We start from the raw sequence: 25,877 nt of genomic DNA, 5'->3' as shown, positions 1-25,877 counted from the left end.
ATCCGCCGTCGCCGTGACGTCCGCGCGGGGCGGAGCGGCGCGATCGCTGTCAGCCGAAGTTCACCAGGCCCGCACGCGCGGCCGTGACGAGGATCTGCACCCGGTCGCGCACACCCCACTTCGACATGATCCGCCCGAGGTGGGCCTTGACGGTCCCCTCGGAGACGATGAGGGCATGTGCGATCTCCGCATTGGACATCCCCTGGGCGAGCCGGTCGAGCACCTCGGCCTCGCGTTCGGTGAGCGCTTCGAGGTCGGCCGTCGCCGCGGAGGGGGCGGAGTCGCGGACATGACGCACGAGCATCGACGCGATCCGTGGCGACAGCGAGCTCGCTCCGCTGTAGACCTCGCGGACGCCGGCGAGGATGCTCTCGGCGCTGGAGTCCTTGAGCATGTAACCGGAGGCGCCGGCGCTCAGCATCGGAAGGACGGTGTCGCTGCCGTCCAGGGTCGTCACGGCGAGGACCCGCACCTCCGGCCAGCGCTCGGTGATGGCCGCTGTCGCCTCGATGCCGTTCATCTCGGGCATCTGCACGTCCATCATCACGACGTCAGGACGGTCCTTCTCCAGGTAGGCGAGTGCTTCGAGGCCGGTCTCGGTTTCTCCGATGACGTCGATCTCCGGGTCCCGCGACACGAAGTGCGCCAACGCGGTGCGGACCAGGGGGTCGTCGTCGACGATGAGCACGCGGATGTTGGGCATGGAGGAAGCCTAACCGCGGAGACTGAGCGCTCCGCGAACCTGAACTTTTGGCCAAAAAACTCTGAACGTAAGGCCGATGTGCAGACGAGGCGATGTCGGGAGGATGGGGGAGTACCTCAGACAAACGCCCATATCGGGAGGTGAAACACCATGACCTTTTGGCAGATGCTTGCAAAGGCTCTCGGCCTTTGAGGCTAGCAGATCTAGCGAATAGGACATACTGATCCCATGGCTTTCGGTCGGTCGACGCGGGAAGAGCCCGGGATTCTCCGACTCACGCGAGGTGGAGCGCTCAGCACACTCGAGCGCGTCGCCATCCTCGTCATCATCGGCGGCCTCATCGCCGTCGACACATTCGGCATCGTTCTCGGCACCGGCGCAGACCTGCTCACCTCGTTGGTGAGCATCGCGACGACAGCGGTGTTCGCGCTCTATCTCTGGTCGCCCGTGGTGGCGACCCTCGCCCTCGGGATCATGTTCGGCGTCTCATTCCTCGCCGACTCCGCATCCGAGTTCCTTCTCGCCGCCGCCGTCGCGGCGGGCATGGTGATGCGACTCGGCCGCACCGCCCTGATTCTCTTCTATGCCGGAGGTTTCCTCCTCGCCGTCGCTCTCGTCGCCTATGGCGACGCGCGCGTTCCCGCCGGCGTCGGTATCTATCTGATCATCGCCACAGTCTCCGGGGTCATCGGCTTCGCGCTCCGCGTCGCCCTCGACCGCGGCCGTGTCCTCGAGGAGCAGCTCGCCGAGCGCGCCGAACGCGAGCGCGAAGCCGTCCTCGCCGAGCGGCGATGGATCGCCGGTGAACTGCACGACAGCATCGCGCACCATCTCACCGTCATCTCCCTGCACGTGCAGATGCTGGACGACGCCGAGATGAGTCGCCGTTCGCAGGAGGCGATCGGCGCCGCCGCCAAGAAGGCGATGGCCGACCTGCGCTTCGTCATCGAACTCGCCGCGGACGACGGCCCGCGCAGTGCCGGTGTCCAGACCGGCGACCTCGCCGCCGCCGTCGATGAGGCGAGCGGAGAGTTCGAGGCGGCAGGCCACGTGGTGCGCCGCGACGGGGACCTCCGCGACGGACGCCTTCCCCGCATCGCCGAGATCATCTTCGCCCGCATCGTCCGTGAGTCGGCCACGAACGTCCTCAAGTACGCCGGCGCCGGCGAGGTCGGCATCCGACTGGATGTGGACGATCAGGCCGCCGAACTCACCGTGAGCAGCCCGCTTCCGACGGAGCCGCGCCGCGAGCTGTCCTCGAGCCGGACGGGACTGAACAGGATGGCCGAACGCGTCGTCGGGGCCAGCGGTGAGTTCAGCGCAGGCGCGGTCGACGGCCGATGGACGGTGTCCGCACGGCTTCCGATCACCTGATCGCGCCGAGGTCGCGCGCATGGCGCTGCGCAGAGTCTGGACGAAAGTCCATGCTCGGATCGACTTTCGACGCTTCTGATGGGCGCTGCACCTCATTAGCGTTGGGACAACCCCAGAAAGCGTCCCCCAGCGCTTTAGACCGCGGGCGCGTGTTCGATTCTTCGAACAGATCGCGTCCGCGGTCCTTTCTGTTCTCGGGCTGTTCTCATGCCGATGTCGGCAGGGGGAACCGTCGGCGCAGGACGACGCGCTGCACCAGGGTCCACGACACCGTCACCGCGAGATACAGCGCCGCGGCGAGCGGGACGAACACGGCGAACACGGCGGTCAGATAGTGCAGGCCGCCCATCACGCGGACCATGCCGGGAGAGGACAGCGGCGAATCGTCCACGGCGACGGGTCGGAACGCTCGGCGTGACGTCTCGGCCACGGCGAGCATGATCGCGAGCAGACCACCGGACACGAGCAGCGTCGGCATCGAGAAGGGGCCGGCGAAGAGCATGTGCACGAGACCGGTGCCCAGCGTCGCACCCCACAGGTCCTCACTGAGCAGGGCGTTCGCGTGGCCGGCGATCTCCGTCCGGAGGAAGAGCGTGTAGAGGATCCCGACGATCGGCGCCTGCAGCAGGACGGGCATGCACCCGGCGAAGGGCGACGTGTTCTCCTCCCGGTACAGATTCATGGTCTCGCGCTGCAAGCGCTCGGGGTCCTTCCGGTGGCGTGTGTGCAGAGCGCGCAGTCTCGGGGCGAGTCGTGCCCGAGTCTGCTCCGCCCGTGCCTGCGAGATCCCCACCGGGATGAGTGCGACGCGGACGAGGATGGTGACGGCGACGACCGCAGCGGCTGCGGCGGCGGATCCGGTCAGTGGCTCGAGGGCTGCGGCGAGCCATGTCATGGCGCCGTATGCGGCGTCGAGAACGGCGGCGATGGGCCCGAAGGCATAGATGTCCAAGGAGAGTGTCCGTTTCTGAGTGAGGGAAGGTCGGCGGTGTGCCGCGCTCCCGTCACGAACGGACGGTCACACGGCGCGCACGACTCCCGGCGCTCGAGGACGGGGGTGCCCGTCGGCACGTGGATCGCTCTGCGACAGCAGAGCGGACGGGTCGATGGCGCGCCGCGGGTGCGGCGCGGAACCCTGCCCTGCGCGCACGATGCCCAGCGTGATGAGGACGGTGAGGGCGGCGACGGCGATGACGGCGATCGCCAGAGTGAGAGCGGCGAGGTCCAGCGCCGCGAGATCCGGCAGCGCGACCAGTCCGAGCGCGGACAGCAGAAGCTGCACCACCTGCCCGATTCCGTCCGTCATGTCACAGAGGGTACCAGCGGGCGCCGCAGGCGTAGCGTGAAGCGCATGAACGATCTGAGCGAGGTCCTGGGAGTTCGGCATCCGATCCTGCTCGGCGCCTTCGGTGGGCTGTCCTCTGTACGACTCACTGCCGCTGTGAGCGACGCGGGCGGTCTCGGCGCCTTCGGGCTGTACGGCTACGACGGTGCGCGGATCCGCTCCACTGCCGCTGCGCTGCGGGCGGCGACGGACGCGCCGTTCGCCTTCAACATCTGGCTGCCCACCGGTGACGAGGTCGAGCCAGGGCCGCAGCACACCGTCTTCGCACAGGCGCTCGAACCGTTCTATGCGGCCGTCGGCGTCGACCTGCCGGCGCGGCCGGAGCGTTACACGCCGCCGCTCGAGGAGCAGCTCGAGGCCATCTGGGATGCGGCGCCGGCGGCGCTCAGCGTCGTCTACGGCGTGCCCTCCGCCGAGATCGTCGACGAGGCGCACCGCCGCGGCATCCGCGTCATCGGCACGGCGACCACGGTCGCCGAAGCGAGGGCGCTCGACGAGGGAGGCGTCGACGTGGTCGTCGCCTCCGGAGCGGAGGCCGCAGGGCACCGTGTGTCGTTCCTCCGCGCGGCGGAGGATTCGCTGGTCGGGACCTTCGCGCTCGTCCCGCAGGTGGTGGATGCCGTCTCCGTCCCCGTCGTCGCAGCCGGCGGCATCGCCGATCGGCGCGGCGTGGCGGCCGCTCGTGCCCTCGGCGCCGCAGGCGTGCAGGTGGGCACGGCATTCCTCGCCACTCGGGAGTCGGCGGCGACCCAGGCCCACCGCGCCGCGATCCGCCGCACTGCGGCCGACGAGAGCGTCCTGACCAGGGCGATGAGCGGTCGGCTGGCCCGTGGCGCGCGCAACCGCGCCGTCAGGGCGATCGAGGCGAGCGGGACGATCGCGCCGTTCCCGATGCAGAACTGGCTCACCGGGCGCTTCCGGACGCCGGCAGGAGAGCAGAACCTCGGTGAGCTGCAGTCCCTGTGGATGGGGCAGGCCGCGCCGCTGGCGACGCGCGACACCGCCGCGGAGGTGTTCGCCGACCTCATCGCAGGGTGGTCGTCCGTCGAGCGGTGACGTCTGCGGCGGCGGGGGTACCGGAGGCGGCCCCGACACCGCGAGGTTAGGCTGGTTCACCGCGGCCGTCCGGTCGTGACAGCTCGATCCGAGGAGCATCCGTCGTGATCCGAAATCCCCGCTCACCGATCGTGCGCCTGCGCGCCGTCGCCCGTCGAGCCGCCGCGATGGCGCTCGCCGTGTTCGTCGCCGGCGCCGCGCTGCTGGCCGGTGCAGGGCCCGCCGTCGCCGATGACGGTGAGACCTACATCATCGGCACCGACACCACGTTCGCTCCGTTCGAGTTCACGAACTCCGACGGCGAACTGGTCGGCATCGACATGGACCTGCTGCGGGCCATCGCCGAGGACCAGGGTTTCCGGGTCGAGATCCGCCAACTCGGTTTCGACGCCGCACTCCAGGCGCTCCAGTCCAACCAGGTCGACGCCGTCATGGCGGGGATGTCGATCACGGAGGAACGTCAGCAGACCTTCGACTTCAGCGATCCGTACTTCACCAGCGGCATCCAGCTGGGGGTTCTCGAGTCGAGCGACATCCAGTCGCTGGACGATCTCGACGGCAAGACCGTCGCGGTCAAGACCGGAACGCAGGGACAGACCTTCGCCGAGGACAACAAGGACGAGTACGGCTTCCGCGTCACGCCGTACTCCGACACCACGGACATGGTCGACGCCGTCAAGGCGGGACAGGCCGTCGGCTACTTCGAGGACTTCCCCGTGCTCGCCTACGGGATCCAGCAGGGGTCGGGCTTCCGCCTGGTCGGAGAACCCGAACTCGGCGGTGAGTACGGCTTCGCCGTCAACAAGGGCATGAACTCCGAGCTGTTGGAGAAGTTCAACGCCGGGCTGGAGAACCTCCAGGCCTCCGGCGAGTACGACGAGATCGTCGACACGTACCTGAGCACGGAGGAGACCGCCGCCGAACCGACGGACATCATCTCCGTCGCGATCAAGTACTGGCCGGCGCTGATGAGCGGACTCTGGCTGACCGTCCTCGCGACGCTCGTCGCCATCGTGGCGGCCTTCATCCTCGGAATCGTCTTCGGCTTCGGACGACTGTCGTCGTTCTTCCTGTTCCGCTGGGTCGCCACCGCCTACGTGTACGCCTTCCGCGGGACGCCGATCCTCGTGCAGGCGTTCTTCGTGTTCTTCGCCATCCCGCAGCTGTTCCCCGGGCTGACGTTCAACCCGTTCGTCGCCGGAGCGATCACGCTCTCGCTCAACACCGGTGCGTACATGACCGAGATCATCCGCGGCGGAATCCAGGCCGTGGACCCGGGGCAGAACGAGGCTTCCCGCTCGCTCGGGCTCGGTCACTGGAAGACGATGCAGAAGGTCGTCCTGCCGCAGGCGTTCCGCATCATGATCCCCTCGTTCGTCAACCAGGGCATCATCACCCTGAAGGACACGTCGCTCATCAGCGTCATCGGGCTCGCAGAGCTCACGTTCCAGTCGCGGCAGATCATCGCCTCGACATATCTGTCGGCGCAGGTGCTCACGATCGTCGCCATCATCTACTTCGTCGTGATCACGCTGCTGACGCTGCTCGCGAACCGCCTGGAGAGGAGCTTCAACGCATGAGCAAGATCGATGTGCGCGACCTGCACAAATCATTCGGTTCCAACGAGGTGCTCAAGGGGATCGACCTCACCGTCGGCGACGGCGAGGTCGTCGCAGTGATCGGCCCGTCGGGCTCTGGCAAGTCGACCCTTCTGCGGTGCCTGAACAAGCTGGAGGAGCCGACCTCCGGCCAGGTGATCATCGACGGCATCGACCTCACCGACAAGAGCGTCAAGCTCGACGAGGTCCGTCAGCGCATCGGGATGGTCTTCCAGCACTTCAATCTCTTCCCGCACATGACCGTGCAGGAGAACATCACCCTCGCCCCGATCGAGCTCGGACGGATGTCGAAGGCCGAGGCGAAGGCGCGGGCGCTGGCCCTCCTGGATCGCGTCGGACTCGCCGAGAAGGCGGACGCCAAGCCCGCTTCGCTGTCCGGCGGCCAGAAGCAGCGGGTCGCGATCGCCCGCGCCCTGGCCATGGACCCCGAGATCATGCTCTTCGACGAGGCGACCAGCGCACTGGACCCCGAGATGGTCGGTGAGGTGCTGCAGGTCATCCGCGACCTCGCCGACGGCGGCATGACCATGGTGCTCGTGACCCATGAGATGGGATTCGCGCGCGAGGTGTCCGACCGCACGGTGTTCATGGACGGCGGGGTCGTCGTCGAGGAGGCGGCGCCGACGGATCTGTTCGGGGCGCCCAAGAGTGATCGGCTGAAGGACTTCCTCGCGAAGGTCCTCTGAAACCGGGCAGTCCGCCGCCCCTGCCGGCTCTCGCGAGGCGGGCAGGGGCCGGTGACCGTCTAGAGGATGACGGTGGAGCGGCCGTGCACGATGACGCGGTCCTCCGCGTGCCACTGCACAGCGCGCGCGAGGACGAGGCGCTCGACGTCGGCACCGCGGCTCTGGAGCTCGGCGGCGGATTCCGAGTGCGTGACACGGGTCACGTCCTGCTCGATGATCGGTCCCTCGTCGAGGTCGGCGGTGGCGTAATGCGCCGTCGCGCCGATGAGCTTCACGCCGCGCTCCTTGGCGCGCGCGTACGGGTTCGCTCCGATGAATGCGGGGAGGAACGAGTGGTGGATGTTGATGACCGGCGCACCGATCCGCTCGATGAAGTCGTCGGTGAGGATCTGCATGTACCGCGCGAGCACGACGAGGTCGACGTTGCCCTGGAGCAGCTCGAGCTGACGAGCCTCCATGGCGGCCTTGTCGCCGGCGGGGATGTGGATGAACGGCACTCCGAAGCCGCGCACGGCCTCCGCGAGGTCCGGATGGTTCGACACGACCATCGTGACGTCGATGTCGAGCTGCCCCCGCTGCTGGCGCCACAGCAGCTCCATGAGGCAGTGGTCGTACTTCGACACGAAGATCGCGACGCGCTTGCGGCGCGAGGTGTCGTGGAGAGACCATTCCATGCCGAACCGGTCGGCCACCTCGCGGATCGACGCCTCGAGCGCGGGGCGGGCAGCGGCGAGACCGTCGAGGTGGATCACCGTGCGCTGGAAGAAACGGCCGCCGGCGGCATCCGTCGAATGCTGATCGAGCGAGATGATGTTCGCGCCGTGCTGGGCGAGCACGCCGGCGACGGCGGCGACGATGCCGGGCTGGTCATCGCAGGCGATGAGCAGGCGTGCGGTATCGGGCTGAGACATGGGCTCTCCTTGCAGGGTATGCCTCGATTCTGCCCGGTCGACCACGGGGCTGGCGAATCCACGCCGTCTCACAGGAGGTGTTCGGGTGGATAGTCTGAGCGAATGGGAACAGGTGAAGCGGCGCTGGTACTGATACCGCTGCTGGCTGTGGCCGCGCCGCTGCTGGCACGCGGCGTGCGTCGTGCGGTCCGGGTGCCGATCATCGTCTTCGAGCTCATCCTCGGCATCCTCATCGGCCCCGCGGTCCTCGGCTGGGTCGAGCCCAACATCGTCATCGAGCGCCTCGGGGATCTCGGGCTCGCCATGTTGTTCTTCATGGCCGGATCCGAGATCGACTTCCGTGCGATCGCCGGTCGGCCGCTGGTGCGGGCGTCGCTCGGCTGGCTGACGAGCCTCGTCCTGGGAATCGGGGTGGGCCTGCTCGTCGCGCCGACCGAGAGCGTGGTGGTCATCGCGATCGCGCTGAGCTCCACCGCCCTCGGGACGCTCATGCCGATCCTGCGGGACGCCGGAGAGATGCACACCGCTTTCGGACGGGTGGTCACCGCCATCGGGTCGGTGGGCGAGTTCCTGCCGCTGATCGCGATCTCGGTACTGCTCAGCACGCGTCGCGCCCCCGCCGCTGCCGCCGTCCTGCTCGCCTTCGTCGTGCTCGCGGTGGTGATCATCTTCATCGCCCACCGTGCGCAGCACGGCAGGCTGCACGGGTTCGTGCGGGCCACTCTGCACACGTCCGATCAGTTCGGCGTGCGCTTCGTGATCCTGCTGATCGCCGGTCTGGTGGGACTGAGCCTCGTCTTCGACCTCGACATGCTGCTGGGTGCCTTCGTCGCCGGCGCGGTGTGGCGCATCATCATGGCGCGTGCGCCTGAGGAGGATGCGGAGGCGGTGAACAGCAAACTGGAGGCGATCGCGTTCGGCTTCCTCGTCCCGGTGTTCTTCATCTACACCGGCGTGACCTTCGACCTCGGCTCCCTCCTCGCCTCTCCCAAGGCTCTCGCGCTCGTGCCGCTGCTCCTGGTGGCACTGCTCGTCATCCGCGGCGTCGCTGCGCAGTTCTCGATGCCGAAGGGGAGCGGGGTGCGCGATCGCACAGCGGTGGGTCTGCTGGCAGCGACCGGTCTGCCCATCATCGTCGCCGTCACCGGCATCGGCGTGAACGAGGGCGTCCTCGATCCGGCGACCGCCGCGGCGCTCGTGGGCGCGGGCATGCTCTCGGTGCTGCTGTATCCCCTTCTCGCCATGACGCTGCGAGGCGATCGATCCAAGATCACCGCGGTGGAGAGCGGTCACCCACAGGGCGAACTGTGACCTGCGCCGAGCTCTTCGCCGCTGCGCGGACCGCACTGGCCGGCATCCCGCAGGAGGGGCTCGGAGAGGAGCGGTCGAGTCGCTGGCGCGGCGAGCGGATCGTGCGCGCAGGCTCCGCATGGCACGTCGGCGTGCTGCTGATCACCGACGACGCCGTGCTCGCCACCGGTGAGGTGCTGCGCGCCGCCGACCCCGGCCGGCGCGGGTATACGGCCGAGTCGGCACGCGCACGCGCGCAGCGCCGTCAGCTGGCGCTCCGGGGTGGATTCGCGGAGGGCGAGGTCGTCCACGTCGGATGGTCCGTGATCGATGTAGACGCGGTGGATGCCGGAGGCGAATCAGGGCCGCTCTCGATGCGTGACGGGGTGCCGTCCGTGCGCTGGTCGAAGGCCGACGCCCACGTTCCGCTCGCCGGCTACCTCCGAGAACGGATCGAGCTGCTGCGGTCCGGGCCCGGGATCTGACTCAGCCGAGTCGTTCCGAGAACCGGCGGAGCAGGTCGGTGCCGGTCACGGACGCGGCGAGGACGCGCTCCGCGGTCAGGTCGTACTGGTGTGGATCGAAGTACCCGGTCGTGCGGTAGTACGCCATGCGGTCCACGAAGTCCTGCGGCGTGACCTCGGGGTGGAACTGCGTCGCGTAGAGCCGATCGCCGACCCGGTACGCCTGCACGGGGCAGTCGTCGTTCGTCGCGAGCAGCGTCGCCCCTGGCGGCGGCTCCACCGACCCCTCCTTGTGTGCGGTGAGCACGGACATCTCCGGCGCGGACGGACCGAAGATCGGATCGGCGGCACCGGGACCCGTGATGCGGATCCTGGTCGGCCTGGTCGACTCAGGGGTCGCTGTGCCCACGGTTCCGCCGAGCATGCGGGTCACGACCCCGATGCTGTAGCACGTGAACAACGTCGACACCCGCCCGTCGACGGTCTCGCCGGCGAGGCGTTCGAGGTCGTCCTCGACGCGCCGCTGCACGTCGTCGCGGTCCTCGGAGACGACATTGAGCGGTGAGCCTCCGACGACGACGCCGTCGTAGCGGTCCGAGATCGACGGATCCAGCGGCGCGGTCAGCAGGTCCCACCGGTCGAGCACCGGCACGCCCAGAGCGCGCCGGAAGGACCGGTGCTCGGCATCCGCCGCGCCCTGCTCCGGCCGCACGCAGATGTACAGAATCGAGGCCACCCGAGAATTCTATTCGTGAACCGGGGAATACCTGTCGCCCGTCCGCGTTGGACTTGAGTGCAGTACACTCAACTTCATACTTGAGCGAAAGACGCTCAACTTTCACAGGAGGACGCAGTGCCCAACGACTTCAGCGACACCGGCGCCGGCTCGTTCGACGACTTCCTCGCCCGGTATCTCGCGGGCGAGCAGGCCCGGCAGGCCCGATCCATCGACCTCAGCCGGTTCCTCACCGCGCGCACCCAGAAGATCCTGCAGCAGGCAGGACGATTCGCGCTCGAGCGCGGCCAGACCGAGCTCGACGCGCTTCACGTGCTGCGCATGATCGTCGAGGACGACGCCGTCGCGCGCGCCATCGAGAACATCGGCGTCACGGCGAAGGAGATCGTCGACGCCGTCGAAGCGCGGTTGCCCATGCCGACGGATGCGGCAGGTGCCGCAGCCGCGACCATCACGCCCAGTGCGAGCCGGGCCCTCTTCCACGCGTACCAGGTGGCCCGCTCTTCCGGCGCGACGTACATCGAGCCGGAGCACCTGTTCTTCGCGCTCGTCCTCGGTCAGGACGTCCCCGCGGGGCAGATCCTCGCCCGCGCCGGCGTCACCGCCGAGGCGCTCACCCAGGGTGCCCGGGAACACCTCGGGTCCCCCGTCGGTGCCGAGGAGGCGGAGCCCAGCGCTGCGGCATCCGACTCCCCGATGCTCGACACCTACGGCTCCGACCTCACGGCGCGTGCGCGCGAGGGCGCGCTGGACCCGGTCATCGGACGCAGTGACGAGATCGAGCAGACGATCGAGATCCTCAGCCGCCGCACGAAGAACAATCCCGTGCTCATCGGCGAGGCCGGCGTCGGCAAGACCGCCATCGTCGACGGGATCGCCCAGGCGATCGTCGACGGCGCCGTCCCCGCGCAGCTCGCCGGGCGCCGCGTGATCGCCCTCGACCTGCCCGGCATGCTCGCCGGCACCCGCTACCGCGGAGACTTCGAGGAGCGGCTCACCAAGACGATGGACGAGATCGCCGCTCGCAAGGAGGAGGTGATCGTGTTCATCGACGAGGTGCACACCATCGTGGGCGCCGGAGGTGCGGGCGAAGGTGCGATGGATGCCGGGAACATCCTCAAGCCCCGCCTGGCCCGCGGCGACCTGCACATGATCGGCGCCACGACGCTCAAGGAGTACCGGCAGATCGAGAAGGATCCCGCACTCGAGCGCCGGTTCCAGCCGGTGCGGGTCGATGAGCCGTCGATCGACGACGCGATCCGCATCCTCGAGGGGCTCAAGGACGCGTACGAGGAGCACCACGCGGTCACCTACACGGATGCCGCGCTGCGTGCTGCCGTGACCATGGGGGCCCGCTACCTGCCCGATCGCGTCCTCCCCGACAAGGCGATCGACCTCATCGACCAGGCCGGAGCCCGACGGCGTCTCGCACTCGGCGTTCCGGAGGACACCACGGCGCTGATGGCCGAGCTCGCCGACCTCGAGGCGCGCAAGAACGCGGCGGTGAGCGCGGAGCAGTACGAGCAGGCGTCTCAGCTGCGCGATGAGATCATCGCCACGCAGACCCGTATCGACGCGGCTGCCGCCGGCCGAGGGGTCGAGCGGGGCGCGGTCGTCGACGAGAAGGAGATCGCCGAGGTCGTCGCCCGTGCCACCGGCATCCCCGCCAGCCGCCTCACGGAGGGCGAGCGGGAGCGCCTGGCCGGCCTGGAGGACGAGCTGCACGCCAGGGTGATCGGTCAGGACGATGCCGTGACCGCGGTCGCCCGTGCCGTCCGCCGCAATCGCACCGGCATGGGAGATGCGCGTCGCCCCGTCGGATCGTTCCTCTTCCTCGGGCCGACGGGTGTCGGCAAGACCGAGCTCGCCAAGGCGCTCGCCGACCGGCTGTTCGACGACGAGAACGCCGTGATCCGATTCGACATGAGCGAGTTCGGCGAGCGACACACCGTGTCGCGGCTCGTCGGAGCCCCTCCCGGATACGTCGGTTACGACGAGGCGGGCCAGCTCACCGAGCGTGTGCGGCGCAACCCGTACTCGATCGTGCTGTTCGACGAGATCGAGAAGGCGCACCCCGACGTGTTCAACCTGCTGCTGCAGGTGCTCGACGACGGACGCCTCACCGACGGTCAGGGGCGCACGGTCGACTTCCGCAACGCGGTCATCGTGATGACGTCGAACATCGGTTCCGAGTTCCTCGCCTCGCGTTCGGGCGCGCTGGGGTTCGTCTCGTCGCAGGATGCCGCAGCGAACGGCTTCGCGTCGTTGAAGGATCTGCGCGACCGGGTGATGGGCAAGCTCAGGGAGGCCATGCGTCCCGAGTTCCTCAACCGCATCGACGAGATCGTGCTGTTCCAGAAGCTGACCCGCGACGAGATCGGTCGCATCGTGCGACTGATGCTGCGCGCCACCACTGACCGCCTCGCGCCGCGGGACATCACTCTCGAGGTGACCGACGCCGCCGTCGACTGGATCGGCGAGCACGGTTACGAGCCGGAGTTCGGAGCACGACCGCTGCGCCGGCTCATCCAGCGCGAGGTCGACGACCGCATCGCAGACCTGCTCGTCGCCGGTCGTCTGATCGACGGCGGCGAGGTGCGGGTGGATGCCGGTGCCGACGGCCTGTCCGTCGAGGTCCCGGTGCTCGCGGGCTGAGCGGAGACCGTGAACTCCTCCCGCAATCTCAGCGGGAGGAGTTCGCTGTCCGTCCGCGGACGATCCCGATGAACGTCTCGACGTCCTCCGTCGTACGCTCGCGCAACCAGGCGAGCGCGACGGAGGACGTCGGTGCGTCGAGGAGCGGCCGGTAGCCGACATCCTTGCGCTGATGCAGCCGGGCGAGTGACATGGGGACCACGACGATCCCCGTGCCGGATGCGGCCGTGGCGATGGCGTCCTCGGTCGTGGCGAGGGGCGCGAAGCGCGGGGCGACGGTGGGGAGGGCTAGCGGTCCGAGCACGTCGTCGAGTGGCGTGATGAGGACCTCATCGGTGAGGTCCTCCGCTGTGAGTTCGTCGGCGGCCATGAGGTGGGACTCCGCCGAAGCCACGACCACCGGCACCTCGTCGTAGAGAGGGATCACGTGCAACGCGTCGGCGTCGTCGATCGGTCGACGCACGAGGGCCGCGTCCACCTCGTCGATGGCGGCACGCTGATCGGCGACCGCGACGGGGACGAGCTCGAGTGGCACCCGTGGCATCCGCTGCTTCCAGATGTCGATCCACTTGCCGGGTGTCGTCCCTGGAACGGCTCCCAGTCGGAACGTGCGCGATGCCATGCGTTCAGGCTACTCGTCCGCGACGGGGCCCCTCACGCCCGCGCGGCGTGTGAGCGGTGGTGAGAGTGAGGAAGCGCGATCAGGCCGCGAGCCAGAGTCCCCGGCGATCGGTGGCGATCCGAAGCCCGGCGGCGACCGTCTCATCGTCGCCGATGCGCGCACCACGCGCGATCCGTGCCCCGGCGCCGACGTCGGTGCGAACACCGATGTGCGCGCCGTCACCCACCTTCGCGCCCTCGCCGATGTGTGCGTGGGCATCGATGTAGGCGTTCTCGCCGATGACGGCATCCGGCTCGATCCACGCGCCGCGGACGACGGTCGCACCGGCGCCCACTCGGGCTCCGGGTTCGATATAGGCGCCGACCTCGACAACGGCCTTCGGATGCACCTTCGCGCCGTGCGCGACAAGGCCACGGCCGTTGACGTGCTTGCGGTAACGCAGCGTCGTGCCCTGGTCGTCCTCGATATCGATGTAGTTCTTACCCAAGATTCCTCCCAGCCCGGAATGCTTCCGGATATGAGTACAACCACGATGAGGGCTCATTCATTCCCGAAGCGCGATGATGGTCCACTCTGGCAGCGGGGGCACCAGTAGGTCACTCGTTCGCGGGTCGGGTCGGCACCCTGCTGCCCCCGAAGGATCGGCGTGCCGCAGCGCCGGCAGGGGCGGCGGAACCGCCCGTAGACCCAGGTCATCTGTCCTGGGCGGCTCATCCCCGTGAAGGTGCGCTCCGACCGATCGCGGTTGGCGCGGATCGTGCGCGCACCGAGGTCGAGGAGCGCCGCCGTGTCGACGTCGGGTGCCGGTGTGGTCGGGAGGACGCCGCGCAGGAAGAGGAGCTCAGAGGCGTACACATTGCCGAATCCCGCGACATTGCGCTGATCGAGCAGGGCGACGTGGATCGCGCGTTCATCTGCGGACAGGCGTCTGGCCGCCTCCGCCGGATCCCAGTCCGCGGAGAGGGGATCGGGGCCGAGGTGCCCGACGATCTGCGCCTCGTCCTTCGTGCGGACCAGCTCGATGTCGGCGATGTCGACTCCGACCGCCTCCCGCTCTGCGACGCCGACGATCGCGCGCACCTTGAACGCCGGGTGCCGCCACCGCTCACCCGGACGGTAGATGAACCACACGCCGTCCATGCGCAGATGAGAATGCAAAGTGTGATCGCCGATGCGCAGCAGAAGGTGCTTGCCGCGAGGGACGCATCCGAGCACCGTCGCGCCGGAGAGGTCGGCTGTCGCCGCCTGCGACACTCGCAGGTCGAATCGGGTCACCTCACGACCTGCGAGGGCCTCGTCGAGCTGCCGTGCCGTGCGGAAGACCGTATCGCCCTCAGGCATGAGGAGGAGGCGTCGTCGTCGGCGGCGGTGCGACCGGCGGTGGAGGCGCGGGCTGCGAGGAACCGGTGCCGGGGCTGACGGGCGCGGTGCGGCGCAGGAGGTCGTGCGCGAGGAGAGTCGAACCGGCGACGGCGGCGGGCATCGTGACGATCGCCCCGAACGGAATGAGGAAGAGCAGCTGGGTCGCGACGCCGAAGCCGATCACGCGCGCGCGGCCGGCCCGGAGCACGGCTGATCGCGAGTAGCCGTGCAGGCCGCGCGCATCGAACGCGCGCCCGGTGAGCTCCCTCGCGAGGAGACGGCCGTTGAGCAGCACGCCGATCACGGAAGCGGCGATCCCGCCGAGGATCGGCAGGAATCCGATCACGAGTGTGAGCAGGGCGACGAGGATGCCGAGCACCACGAGGCGCACGCCCTCGCCGAGTGTCGTCCAGAAGCCGGTCTCGCCGGTCGGCTCCTCACCCAGTGACCGCTCCACGCCTCGCCAGATCCGCTGGTAGAACGGGTCGCCGATCGTCAGTGTCAGCGCGGTGAACACGGCCGCGGACAGGGCGAGTCCGGCGATGACGACGACCGCACCGACGCCGAACCGCATCAGCCCCTGCCACGGCATCGACCAGCCGTCGGCGAACGGTGTCATCCATTCGGTGATCGGTACGAGCCACAGGACGAGCGGCACGAGTGCGGCGAGCAGCAGCAGCCACGCGATGAAGGCGGGGATGAGACCCAGCGCCATCAGGCGCGTGTGCGTCGTCCACATGCGGAAACCGCGCAGCAGGGTGGCTGCGCCCACCACGAACTCTCGGATCATCGGCAACAGTCAATCAGATGCATGTCAGATGACCTTCCGGAGCGTGTAGCCGCGCGGCGTGGCGACGAAGCCAGCCTCCTGCAGAGCCGTGGCGAATGCGGTGCCGTAGATCGGCTCGCCGTTCACCTTCTCCACCGTGAGGGTGTCGAGGCGGCGCGTGCGCGAGGTCGACACGAGATCGGCGGCCGCCGCCCGCAGCACGTCGGGGTCGTCGTCGAATGCGAGCACTGTCCGTCCGCCGCGCTCCAGGTACAGCACGAGTGAGCCGTCGACGAGCACGACGAGACCGCCGGCCTTCCTGCCAGGGCGATGGGTGACCCCGTCCCTGCGCGGCCAGGCGAGTGCGGCACCGTAGGGGTTGGCGGGGTCGGTCGCGGCGAGTGTGACCGCACGCAGCGGGACGGGGTCGGGGAGGTTCGCGAACGTGCGGAGCCGATCGACGGTGGAGGACGCGGCGAACTGCGCCGCCCCGAGCTTCTCGATGACGTACCCACGTCGACAGTGCCCTGCCTCCTCGAAACCCGCGAGGATGCGGTAGGCCTGCGCGAATCCTCCGGGTGTGCCCTCCGACTGCACGGCGCCCCGGGTGACCACGCCGTAGCGATCGAGCAGAAGACCCGCCGTCACGGTCGCCCTTCGTGACGCCTTCCCGGTGGTGTCCGCGGCATCGGGGGTCGGCAGCAGCGACCAGCGGCCGCCGCTCACGGTCGGTCGGGAGGGCTGGCCGGAGAAGGTGACGCCACGGAACGTGCGCGTCCGAGGGGCGCGGCGGACGGACTTGTGCGCCTGCGACCCGCCGGCGAGCAGGGTGCGCACCGGGGAGAAGGTGTCGTTGGTGACGCGGCCGGCCCAGGTGAGGTTCCAGAGCGCCTCGAGCACGGACAGCTCGTTCTCGGCGCCCGCCATCTCCTTGAGCTGACCTGCGAAGTACGCCCCGCCACGGCTGAGCGCGTCGATGAGGGCGTGTTCCAGTGAATCGTCTGCGACCTCGTCCTCGGCCTCCGGCAGCGTGAACGGCGCGAGCTCGGCCGGATGCAACGAGACCCACCCGTCGCGACCGGGAAGGGTGCCGTGCCCGGACCAGATCACCTCACCGCTCGAGGTGAGCTCATCCAGCATCGCGGGGGAGTAGTCGCGCACTCTTGACGGCAGGATGAGCGATTCCCAGGCACTGGCGGGAATCGGCACGCCGGCCAGCTGCTCGATGACCGCAAGGACGCCGTCGACGCCCTCCAACGGGCGGGTGAGGCGCTGCCAGTCCGGGAGGAACCGCGCGTAGGCCTCCGGTGCGACCGGCTCGACGCTGCCGCGGATCGCCGCGAGCGATCGCATGCGCAGCCGCCGCAGGACCTCGGTGTCGCACCATTCGTTCTCAGCCGAGCCGCCGCCCTCCGACGGTGCATCGGGCAGGAAGTACCCGCTGGTCACACGCCCCGACTGCTCCAGTCGCTGCAGCGTGTGCCGCGCGACGGCCGCCCCGATGCCGAATCGCGCGGCGACGGCATCCGTCGTGAACGGCCCGTGCGTGCGGGCGTAGCGCGAGACGAGGTCGCCGAGAGGATCGGCGAACGGTTCGAGGAAGGCGAGCGGGATGCCGGTGGGCAGCGCCGCGCCGAGTGCGTCCCGCAGGCGTCCGGCATCCTCGATCGCGGCGACGCGGGACACGCCGGCGATCGTCACCGGGATCGCGCGTCTGGCGGCGATGAGGTCGTCGAGATGCGCGGCGGCGTTCGCGGGCTCGTCCATACGCTCCGCGACATCGGCGGCATCGAGCGGCCCGAGCGTCCGGAGCAGATCGGCGACCCCTTCGAGCCCTCGCGCACGACGGTCGGGATCGAGTCGCTGCGCCTCGCGTTCGAACTGCGCGATCACATCGGGGTCGAGGAGCTCGCGCATCTCGACGGTGCCGAGCAGCTCGCCGAGGAGGGCGGGGTCGACCGACAGGGCGGCGGCCCTTCGTTCGGCGAGAGGCGAGTCGCCCTCGTACATGAAGGCGCCCACGTAGCCGAACAGCAGATCACGGGCGAAGGGCGACGGCTGCGACGGTTCGGTCTCGACGAGGCGCACGCGGCGCTCGGCGATCGCGTTGGTCAGGCGTCGAAGTGCGGGCAGGTCGTAGACGTCCTGGAGGACCTCGCGGAGCGTCTCGAGGATGACAGGGAACGTCGGGTGGCGGCGGGCGACCTCCAACAGCTGCGCCGACCTCTGCCGCTGCTGCCACAGCGGTGTGCGCTTGTTCGGGTTCATGCGCGGCATGAGCAGCGCGCGGGCGGCGCACTCCCGGAAGCGGGAGGCGAACAGCGCGGAACCGCCGACCTCCTCGGTGACGATGTGCTCCATCTCGTCGGCGTCGAACACGAACAGGTCCGCGCCGGGCGGCTGCGCGTCGGCATCCGGGATCCGCACGATGATGCCGTCGTCGCTCGCCACCGCAGAACCCTCGACGCCCAGTCGCTCCCGCACGCGGGCGTTGATCGCCAGGGCCCACGGCGCGTGGACCTTCATGCCGTAGGGCGAGTGGAGGATCACGCGCCAGTCGCCGACCTCGTCGCGCCCCCGCTCGACGGTGAGGTTGAGGTCGGTGGGCAGCGTCCCGGTGGCCTCGCGCTGCTCCTTGAGATGGGCGAGCAGATTTCCGCGGGCCTGCTCGTCCAGGCCCGCATCGATGAGCCGCTGGGTGGCCTTCTCCGGGGACGCGGCATCCACCTCCCGGGAGAACGCGCCAAGGGCCTCGCCGAGCTCATACGGCCTGCCGATGCCGTCGCCGTGCCAGAACGGCACTTTGCCCGGTTGGCCGTACGCGGGCAGCACGTTCACGCGATCGTGGGTGATCTCGGCGATCCGCCAGCTGGTCGTGCCGAGGGTGAAGACGTCGCCGACCCTGGACTCGTAGACCATCTCCTCGTCGAGTTCGCCGACACGTCGCCCTGCGCCCTCGCCCGCGACGAAGACGCCGAACAGTCCTCGATCCGGGATCGTCCCTCCGCTGGTGACCGCGATCCGCTGCGCACCGGGACGGCCGGTGAGGGTGCCGGCATCCCGATCCCACACCAGCCGCGGACGCAGCTCGGCGAACTCGTCCGAGGGGAAGCGGCCGGCGAGCAGGTCGAGCGTGGCCTCGAACGCCGAACGGGGAAGGGCCTGGAAGGGCGCGGAGCGCCGCACCGTCTCGAACCACTCCTCCACGCTGATGGCGTCCAGCGCACAGGCGGCGACCGTCTGCTGCGCGAGGATGTCGAGCGGATTGCGGGGAACCGTGATCGCCTCGATCTTGCCCGCGAGCATCCGCTCGGTGACGATCGCGGTGTGCAGCACGTCGCCGCGGTGCTTGGGGAAGAGTGCGGCGCGACTGACCTCGCCGACCTGGTGCCCCGCGCGGCCGACGCGCTGCAGCCCTGAGGCCGCCGACGGCGGCGCCTCGACCTGGATGACCAGGTCGACGGCACCCATGTCGATGCCCAACTCGAGGCTGCTGGTGGCGACGACGCAGCGCAGCAGCCCGGACTTGAGCTCCTCCTCGACGACCGCCCGCTGCTCCTTGGACACCGAACCGTGGTGCGCCTTCGCCAGGACAGGATCGGCGCCGGCGGTGGCCCCGGCCTGCGCCATCATCTGCGCGGGCGGCGCGGTCGTGTCAGGGACGGCGACGCCGATCCGTTCGGCGTAGATCTCGTTCAGACGGCCGGTGAGGCGCTCGGCCAGACGCCGAGAATTGGAGAAGACGATCGTCGAGCTGTTCTCGAGGATCCGGTCGACGATCGCCTCTTCGACGTGCGGCCACACCGAACCGGTCACCTCGGTGTACTCGGCGTCCGCGTCATCGGCCGCGGGAGCGCCGGGTGGCGGCGGTGGGTTGGTCATGTCGTCCATCGGCACGGACACCGACAGCTCGAAGGTCTTCGACGCCTTGGGGGCGACGATCTCGACCGGGGACGTTCCGCCGAGGAACCGGGCGACCTCATCGATCGGGCGAACCGTCGCCGACAGGCCGATGCGCTGCGCCGGCTCCTGCGCCCCACCCGCGCGCCGGAGGGTGTCGAGACGCTCGAGGCTCACGGCGAGATGCGCGCCGCGCTTGGTCGCCGCGACGGCATGGACCTCGTCGATGATGACGGTGTGGACGCCCTTCAGGGTCTCACCCGCACGGCTGGTGAGCATGAGGTACAGCGACTCCGGTGTCGTGATGAGGATGTCCGGAGGGTCGGCGACGAGCTTGCGCCGGTCGCTCGATGTCGTGTCGCCGGAGCGCACCCCCACCGTCACGCCGGGTGCGTCGACGCCGAGCCTCCTGGCGGACTGCCCGATGCCCACCAGCGGAGAGCGGAGGTTCCGTTCGACGTCGACGCCGAGTGCCTTGAGCGGAGAGATGTAGAGGACGCGGGTACCGGCGCCGTCCTTCGCGGCGGCATCCCGTTTCGACCGCGTGCTCTTCTTCGATGCGGACTCCGCCTTGGCTGACGCGCGGGTGCCTGCTGCCGCGGCGGCATCCGTCTTCTCGCGGAAGATGCTGTCGATGGCCCAGAGGAACGCCGACAGCGTCTTGCCCGAACCGGTCGGGGCGACGACCAGGGCGTGCTTGCCCGCCGAGATCGCCTCCCAGGCGCCGGCCTGCGCGTTCGTGGGCGCGGCGAACGCTCCCCGGAACCAGTCCTGCGTGGCCGGAGTGAAGCGGTCGAGTACGCTGCTCATCCTGTCCATCATCGTTCAGGCATCGGACAATGGGATGCTACGGCTGACCCCTTGACACGGTCACCGAATCACGCCCCGCTGCCGGGATCCTGCTCCGTCTGCGAATCGCTCAGCCGGCCGGTGGCATCGAGCTCGAGGGTGAGGTCGAGGTCGAGACGGGCGAGGAACGCGTCGTCGTGGCTGACGATGATGACGGCGCCCCGGTACGCCCGCAGAGCGTCGACGACCTGATCGACCGTGTCGAGATCGAGGTTGTTCGTCGGCTCGTCGAGCACGACGAGGTGCGGCGCGGGGTCGGCGAGCAACAGGGTCGCCAGTGCCGTGCGGAAGCGCTCGCCGCCGGAGAGCGTCCCGACCGGCCTGTCCGTGGTGTCGCCGCGGATGAGGAAGCGTGCCAGCCGGTTGCGCAGCTCCTTCTCGGGGATCTGCGGAGCCGCACGGGCGACGTTCGCGATGACGGATCGCGACTCGTCGAGCCCGTCGATCCGCTGCGGGAGGTAGCCGACGCGATCGGTGTGCGCCGTGGCGGTGAGAGTCGGCGCGGCCGCCGCTGTGCCCACGGCGGCGCTCGCCGCGGCATCCTGGCTCGCCGCGGCATCCGGGTCACAACTCCGGAGAATCTGCGCTTCTGAGGTCTCCGCGGCCGAATCGGCGCGGATCTGCGAAGAATCTCCGGAGTCGTGCCCGGCTGCGGAGGCCACCAGCCGCTGCAGCAGCGTCGTCTTGCCGACGCCGTTGCGGCCGATGAGTGCCACGCGCTCCGGTCCCTGAATGACGAAGCTGCGCTCGGCGTCCCCGATCGTCGCGATGCGGCGGCCGCGGGAGACGCCGGGGTCCGGCAGCTCGATACGCATGGAGGCGTCATCGCGGACGCGGTGCCCGGCCACGTCGAGGGCCGCGCGCGCCTCCGCTTCCTTCTCCGCGACCTCGCCGCGGAGTCTGCCGGCGGACACCTCGGCCGCCATCCGCCTGCCGTGGGCGATGATCTTCGGCACGCGCTTCTCGACCTCGGCCTTGTGCGCCATCCTGGCCCGCCCCGCGAGCTTCAGCTCGGCCTCGATGCGTTGACGCTTCTCCTTCTTGAACGCCTGCTTCGCGTCGCGCTCGGCCTGGCGGGCGGCGTTCTGCTCCGCCTCCAGCCAGGCCCGCCACTCGGAGTACGGCCCGCCGAACACGCTGAGGGTCTGACCGTAGAGCTCGGCGGTGTCGTCCATGAGGTCGAGCAGCGTCACGTCGTGACTGACCACGATGAGCGCGCCCCTCCACGCGGTGACCATCGCCGCGAGCTTCGCTCGGGCATCACGGTCGAGGTTGTTGGTCGGTTCATCGAGCAGCGTGACGGGAGCGCGCCGGAGGCGGATGCCGGCGATCGCCACCAGCACTGCTTCCCCGCCGGACAGTTCACCGACCCGGCGGTCGAGGAAGGACGGATCCAGCCCGGCCTCCGCGAGTGCGACCTCGGCGCGCGCCTCGATGTCCCAGTCGTCTCCGACGGCGTCGAAGTGGGCGGGGTCGGCGTCGCCGGCGGTGATGGCGCGCACGGCGTCCAGAGCGGTGGCGACGCCGAGGAGCTCTGCCACACGGCGGTCCGTCTCGAGTGTCAGACGTTGCGGCAGATACGCGACGTCTCCGCTCGTACTGATGTGACCGGAGGTGGGACACAGGTCTCCGGCGATCAGTCGCAGCAGCGTCGACTTGCCGGAGCCGTTGCGTCCGACAAGACCGGTGCGGCCGGTGCCGAAGGTGCCCGAGATGCCGTCGAGGGCCGTCGATCCGTTCGGCCAGGTGAAGGTGAGTCGGTCGAGGGTGACCGATGCATGGGTGGTCGGTGTTGACATGGTGTCTCCTGAGCGTGCGGGTGCACTGACACCGGTCGCCGAGGAAGCGCCGAGAACGGCGGCGGCGAGGCCGAGAGGAAGGGTCGTGTCAGCGCGCGGTCGGATGGGCGCGGAGGCGACGACTCAGATCAATGAACTTCCCAACACGGCGGACAGGACTCGACGATGCTACCCGGGCGTGTCGCGGTCCGCAAGGGGGGGATTCTGCTCGAGATCCGTCGCGCGACGGATGCTCCGCAGCCCGTCCGCCCGTACCGTGGAGGCATGGCGGACAGAGACATCAGCAGCAGTGAAGCGCGCCAGCGCGCCGGCTGGGGCATCGGCATCGCACTGGGGATGGGCGTCGGCGTCGCGATGGGGGCCGCGTTGGGCAACATGGGACTCGGCATCGGGATCGGCGTGGGGGTCGGCATCGCCTTCGCCGTCGCCTTCGGTGCCACCGGACGTGGTGGGCGCGAGGGGCAACCGGACGAAAGCGCTCTCGAGAGTGAGGCCTCGGACGCTCAGGGTCCGGAGAGCCCGCGCGCGGATGAGCAGCAGGGGGAGTCGGGGCCGGAAGACCCTGACGCCGCACGCTGAGGCGTCAGGCCGTTGCGTCGTCGCGCCACTTCTCCACGAAGACGTGGACGTCTCGCAGTTCCTCCTCGGAGACGCTGTGGGTCAGCCCCTGGTAGACCCGGCCGGTGAGTTCGGAGTGGTCGGGCAGCCACTGCGCCGTGTGGTCGATGAGCACCGGGGGGATGACGTCGTCGTGCGTTCCTCGCCCCCAGAAGACGCGAGGGCGCGAGGTGCGCAGTGCGTCGTCCCCTGGCAGGTCGCCGGGGGACGCGTAGCCGCTGAGAGCCACGATCGCGCCGAACCGCGCGGCATCCAGGCGCATCGCCTGCAGTGACACCGCCGCCCCCTGCGAGAAGCCCAGCAGGGCGACGGACGGCGCGTCGGCTGCCGCGTCGTCGAGCCAGCGCAGGAGCGCGCGTCCCGCGTCGGTGACGGCATCGGGATGCCGGCTCTCGTCTCCCTCGATGGGGTACCAGGAGCGGCCTGGTGCCGGCCACGGCGGCGTGAGCGGCGCGGCGACGGATGCCACGGCGATCCCGCTCGGCAGCGATGGGACGAGTCCGAACAGATCGTTCTCGTCGGATCCGTAGCCGTGCAGGAGCACCAGCAGCGGCAGCCCGGTGCGGTCTCCGCGGCTCCAGCGGGTCGCGTTCGCGTCGATCGTCAGGGAATCGGTCACACCGCCATCCTGCCAGCGGCGACCGACACTGGTAGAAATGGTGCATGGCGGTGCGCACACCAGACCCCGATCCCGACGGCGAGGACGACGACCTCTCCGCGTTCGGAGAGCTTCCGAACGACGCAGGCAACCCCGGGTGGCTCAGCGAGTTCGAACTCGCCGAGGCCAGGCGGCGCCTGCCGATGCTGTACGTGGAGGCCATCCCGGTCCGCACGGACGGGACGGGCCAGGTGACCGAGGTCGGTGTCCTCCTCCGATCCACGCCGCTGGGTGAGATGACCCGCACGATCGTGTCCGGACGCGTCCGGTTCGGCGAGACGGTCCGCGACGCGCTATTCCGGCACATCGAGAACGATCTCGGGCCCATGGCGTTCCCGCTGCTCCCGCTCCAGCCCCAGCCGTTCACGGTGGCCGAGTACTTCCCGCTGCCCGGCGTCAGCGCCTATCACGACGACCGGCAGCACGCGGTGTCCCTGGCGTTCATCGTGCCGGTGACCGGGACGTGCGAGCCGAGGCAGGACGCCCTGGAGGTCACGTGGTTCTCGCCGGAGGCCGCGGCATCCGATGCGGTCTCCGCCGAGATGGAGGGCGGTCGCGGCACGCTCATCCGCACCGCTCTGGCGACCCTCGGACTGCTCCGCTGACCTGCCCTTCCACCGCCGCCATGCCGACGGGCGGTGGAGAGCTCTCCGTACCCACGCTGTCGATTTGATCCCATTTCCTATAGGATCTCCGTGGGACGCAGTCGTGCCCCCCTGTCATTCCTGAGGAGACCGCAATGACGCGCTTGTTCAACGACCCGGACGACTTCGCGGAGGAGTCCGCCGCCGGCTTCGCCGCGGCATCCGCTCGATGGGTGCGCCCGGTCACCGGGGGCGTCGTGCGTTCGACACGCGGTGCTGAGCCGACGGTGTCCGTCGTGATCGGCGGGGGCAGCGGCCACTATCCCGCCTTCGCCGGACTCGTCGGTCCTGGGCTGGCGCACGGCGCGGCGATGGGGAATCTCTTCGCGTCACCGTCCGCGCACCAGGTGCACAGCGTCGCCGTCGCGGCGAACGAAGGACGCGGCGTGCTGCTGAGCTACGGCAACTACGCGGGCGACGTCCTGCACTTCACCCAGGCGCAGGAGCGCATGCGTGAGGCGGGCATCGACTGCCGCACCGTCCTGGTCACCGACGACATCTCCAGCGCCCCCAAGGCGGAGATCGAGAAGCGTCGGGGTATCGCGGGTGATCTCGTCGTCTTCAAGATCGCCGGTGCCGCGGCGGAAGCAGGGCTCGACCTCGATGACGTCGAGCGGCTGGCCCTCCTCGCCAACGCGCGCACCAGGACTCTCGGCGTGGCCTTCGGAGGGTGCACGCTCCCAGGAGCGGATGAGCCGCTGTTCACCGTGCCGGAAGGGCGGATGGCCGTCGGGCTCGGCATCCATGGCGAGCCGGGCATCGACGAGGTCGACGTGCCGACGGCGGCCGGGCTCGCCGAGTTGTTCGTCTCCTCGCTCCTCGCCGAGATCCCGGACGGCGTCGACGCGGACGGCGCACGCGTCGTCCCGATCCTCAACGGGCTCGGCAGCGTCAAGTACGAAGAGCTGTACGTCGTGTACGCGGAGATCGACCGGCTGCTCGCCGAGGCGGGGATCGTCGTCGTCTCGCCGGAGGTGGGGGAGTTCTGCACGAGCTTCGACATGGCCGGCGTCTCGCTCACGCTGCTGTGGCTCGACGACGAGATCGAGCCCCTGTGGCATGCCCCGTGCGACACTCCGGCCTTCCGGCGCGGAGCGGTCGAGGGCAGGATCGCGGTCGACGATGTGGAAGTCGTCGAGGAAGAGGTCGTCATCGGGCCGGCGAGCGACGCGTCCCGCGAGGCGGCGACGACGATCGACCGGGCGATGACCGCCATCGCCGCGATGCTCGACGCGCAGGCCGATGAGCTGGGCCGCATCGACCGCATCGCTGGCGACGGCGACCACGGGATCGGCATGCAGCGCGGCAGCAAGGCTGCTGCTGCTGCGGCATCCTCGTCGGCGGCTGCCGGTGCCGGCGCTCGCACCACGCTTCAGCAGGCGGGCGACGCCTGGGCCGACAAGGGCGGCGGCACGTCCGGCGCGATCTGGGGCGAGATGCTCGTCGCGCTCGGCGCGACGCTCGGTGACGATGCCGAGGTGGATGCGGCGCGGATCGCCGCGGGCGTCACCGCCATGAAGGACGCGGTGATGTCCTTCGGCAAGGCAAAGGTGGGTGACAAGACGATGATCGATGCGATCGTCCCGTTCGCCGACCGTCTCGCCGAACTCGTCGCGGCGGGGACCGAGCTCGTTCCCGCGTGGTCGGATGCTGCCGACACCGCCGATCGTGCGGCGAAGTCCACCGCCGACCTCACTGCCAAGCTCGGCCGTGCGCGCTCGCACGGTGACAAGAGCCTCGGCACCCCTGACCCCGGCGCGGTCTCCTTCGCGCTCATCGCTCACACCGTCCTCGACATCCTGGAAGGGAATGAATGA

General features: G+C 69.6%; 22 protein-coding genes. 10 read left to right on the top strand and 12 right to left on the bottom strand.

Features of this window, described 5'->3' with window-relative positions:
* Nucleotides 1-49: 49 nt before the first annotated feature.
* On the bottom strand, nucleotides 50-703 hold the full coding sequence (locus HD600_RS03630) for a response regulator (RefSeq protein ID WP_184281566.1): 654 nt from the start codon (nucleotides 701-703) through the stop codon (nucleotides 50-52).
* Between the two features lie 228 nt (nucleotides 704-931).
* Here HD600_RS03630 and HD600_RS03625 point away from each other — a divergent pair, with 228 nt between their 5' ends.
* Entirely contained in the window at nucleotides 932-2,077 is a 1,146-nt protein-coding gene (locus HD600_RS03625; RefSeq protein ID WP_184281565.1) for a sensor histidine kinase, read from the top strand.
* A 205-nt stretch (nucleotides 2,078-2,282) separates the two neighbouring features.
* On the opposite strand, the gene HD600_RS03620 is transcribed toward HD600_RS03625, so the two are convergent.
* Nucleotides 2,283-3,029, bottom strand: a complete 747-nt coding sequence (locus tag HD600_RS03620; RefSeq protein ID WP_184281563.1) for a YidC/Oxa1 family membrane protein insertase — start codon at nucleotides 3,027-3,029, stop codon at nucleotides 2,283-2,285.
* 66 nt (nucleotides 3,030-3,095) lie between these two features.
* Nucleotides 3,096-3,383, bottom strand: coding sequence for a DUF6412 domain-containing protein (locus HD600_RS03615; RefSeq protein ID WP_184281561.1), 288 nt, complete (start codon nucleotides 3,381-3,383; stop codon nucleotides 3,096-3,098).
* A gap of 45 nt (nucleotides 3,384-3,428) precedes the next feature.
* On the opposite strand from HD600_RS03615, the gene HD600_RS03610 reads away from it, so the two are divergent.
* From HD600_RS03610 to HD600_RS03600, 3 genes are all read left to right on the top strand, one after another.
* The gene (locus tag HD600_RS03610; RefSeq protein ID WP_184281560.1) at nucleotides 3,429-4,478 is read left to right on the top strand and encodes an NAD(P)H-dependent flavin oxidoreductase; all 1,050 of its coding nucleotides are present in this window, start codon (nucleotides 3,429-3,431) and stop codon (nucleotides 4,476-4,478) included.
* 104 nt (nucleotides 4,479-4,582) lie between these two features.
* Nucleotides 4,583-6,058 (top strand): ABC transporter permease subunit, encoded by a 1,476-nt coding sequence (locus HD600_RS03605; RefSeq protein ID WP_184281559.1) that lies wholly within the window; start codon nucleotides 4,583-4,585, stop codon nucleotides 6,056-6,058.
* A complete protein-coding gene (locus tag HD600_RS03600; protein ID WP_184281558.1) occupies nucleotides 6,055-6,783 on the top strand; it encodes an amino acid ABC transporter ATP-binding protein in 729 nt (242 codons plus the stop codon). The genes HD600_RS03605 and HD600_RS03600 overlap by 4 nt, the downstream gene beginning before the upstream one ends.
* Before the next feature lie 59 nt (nucleotides 6,784-6,842).
* Here HD600_RS03600 and purU read toward each other — a convergent pair whose 3' ends face one another.
* Nucleotides 6,843-7,694 (bottom strand): formyltetrahydrofolate deformylase, encoded by an 852-nt coding sequence (gene purU, locus HD600_RS03595; protein ID WP_144792716.1) that lies wholly within the window; start codon nucleotides 7,692-7,694, stop codon nucleotides 6,843-6,845.
* Between the two features lie 102 nt (nucleotides 7,695-7,796).
* Here purU and HD600_RS03590 point away from each other — a divergent pair, with 102 nt between their 5' ends.
* The gene (locus HD600_RS03590) at nucleotides 7,797-9,005 is read left to right on the top strand and encodes a cation:proton antiporter (RefSeq protein ID WP_184281557.1); all 1,209 of its coding nucleotides are present in this window, start codon (nucleotides 7,797-7,799) and stop codon (nucleotides 9,003-9,005) included.
* Nucleotides 9,002-9,469 carry a glutaminase gene (locus HD600_RS03585; protein WP_184281556.1) on the top strand — a complete coding sequence of 156 codons (468 nt, stop codon included), beginning with the start codon at nucleotides 9,002-9,004 and terminating at the stop codon, nucleotides 9,467-9,469. Before HD600_RS03590 ends, HD600_RS03585 begins: the two co-directional genes overlap by 4 nt.
* A 1-nt stretch (nucleotide 9,470) precedes the next feature.
* Here the strand turns inward: HD600_RS03585 and HD600_RS03580 are convergent, their stop codons facing one another.
* Nucleotides 9,471-10,184, bottom strand: a complete 714-nt coding sequence (locus HD600_RS03580) for a glutamine amidotransferase-related protein (RefSeq protein WP_184281555.1) — start codon at nucleotides 10,182-10,184, stop codon at nucleotides 9,471-9,473.
* Nucleotides 10,185-10,301: 117 nt separating this feature from the next.
* On the opposite strand from HD600_RS03580, the gene HD600_RS03575 reads away from it, so the two are divergent.
* Nucleotides 10,302-12,839 (top strand): AAA family ATPase, encoded by a 2,538-nt coding sequence (locus HD600_RS03575; protein WP_184281554.1) that lies wholly within the window; start codon nucleotides 10,302-10,304, stop codon nucleotides 12,837-12,839.
* 28 nt (nucleotides 12,840-12,867) lie between these two features.
* Here the strand turns inward: HD600_RS03575 and HD600_RS03570 are convergent, their stop codons facing one another.
* The 6 genes from HD600_RS03570 to HD600_RS03545 form a co-directional block, all read right to left on the bottom strand.
* Nucleotides 12,868-13,461: a LysR substrate-binding domain-containing protein gene (locus tag HD600_RS03570; RefSeq protein WP_184281553.1), complete on the bottom strand. Its 594-nt coding sequence runs from the start codon at nucleotides 13,459-13,461 to the stop codon at nucleotides 12,868-12,870.
* 79 nt (nucleotides 13,462-13,540) lie between these two features.
* Nucleotides 13,541-13,948 (bottom strand): transferase, encoded by a 408-nt coding sequence (locus HD600_RS03565; RefSeq protein WP_144792696.1) that lies wholly within the window; start codon nucleotides 13,946-13,948, stop codon nucleotides 13,541-13,543.
* Nucleotides 13,949-14,001: 53 nt separating this feature from the next.
* Nucleotides 14,002-14,802: a DNA-formamidopyrimidine glycosylase family protein gene (locus HD600_RS03560; protein WP_184281552.1), complete on the bottom strand. Its 801-nt coding sequence runs from the start codon at nucleotides 14,800-14,802 to the stop codon at nucleotides 14,002-14,004.
* A complete protein-coding gene (locus HD600_RS03555; RefSeq protein ID WP_184281551.1) occupies nucleotides 14,795-15,613 on the bottom strand; it encodes an EI24 domain-containing protein in 819 nt (272 codons plus the stop codon). Before HD600_RS03555 ends, HD600_RS03560 begins: the two co-directional genes overlap by 8 nt.
* A 24-nt stretch (nucleotides 15,614-15,637) precedes the next feature.
* A complete protein-coding gene (locus HD600_RS03550) occupies nucleotides 15,638-20,302 on the bottom strand; it encodes an ATP-dependent helicase (protein WP_184281550.1) in 4,665 nt (1,554 codons plus the stop codon).
* 68 nt (nucleotides 20,303-20,370) lie between these two features.
* Nucleotides 20,371-22,140, bottom strand: a complete 1,770-nt coding sequence (locus HD600_RS03545; RefSeq protein ID WP_184281549.1) for an ABC-F family ATP-binding cassette domain-containing protein — start codon at nucleotides 22,138-22,140, stop codon at nucleotides 20,371-20,373.
* Nucleotides 22,141-22,404: 264 nt separating this feature from the next.
* Between HD600_RS03545 and HD600_RS03540 the strand changes: the two genes are divergently transcribed.
* Nucleotides 22,405-22,719 carry a hypothetical protein gene (locus HD600_RS03540; RefSeq protein ID WP_184281548.1) on the top strand — a complete coding sequence of 105 codons (315 nt, stop codon included), beginning with the start codon at nucleotides 22,405-22,407 and terminating at the stop codon, nucleotides 22,717-22,719.
* A gap of 4 nt (nucleotides 22,720-22,723) precedes the next feature.
* Here the strand turns inward: HD600_RS03540 and HD600_RS03535 are convergent, their stop codons facing one another.
* On the bottom strand, nucleotides 22,724-23,377 hold the full coding sequence (locus tag HD600_RS03535; RefSeq protein ID WP_184281547.1) for an alpha/beta fold hydrolase: 654 nt from the start codon (nucleotides 23,375-23,377) through the stop codon (nucleotides 22,724-22,726).
* A gap of 44 nt (nucleotides 23,378-23,421) precedes the next feature.
* Here HD600_RS03535 and HD600_RS03530 point away from each other — a divergent pair, with 44 nt between their 5' ends.
* Nucleotides 23,422-24,021: an NUDIX hydrolase family protein gene (locus HD600_RS03530; protein WP_144792675.1), complete on the top strand. Its 600-nt coding sequence runs from the start codon at nucleotides 23,422-23,424 to the stop codon at nucleotides 24,019-24,021.
* A 134-nt stretch (nucleotides 24,022-24,155) separates the two neighbouring features.
* Complete coding sequence (locus HD600_RS03525; RefSeq protein WP_184281546.1) at nucleotides 24,156-25,877, top strand: dihydroxyacetone kinase family protein; 1,722 nt, start codon at nucleotides 24,156-24,158, stop codon at nucleotides 25,875-25,877.

Origin of the sequence: Microbacterium ginsengiterrae, assembly GCF_014205075.1 — a bacterium.
Taxonomy (GTDB): domain Bacteria; phylum Actinomycetota; class Actinomycetes; order Actinomycetales; family Microbacteriaceae; genus Microbacterium; species Microbacterium ginsengiterrae.
Note: the sequence above shows the minus strand (reverse complement) of the source record. Positions and strands in the feature narration are given on the sequence as shown.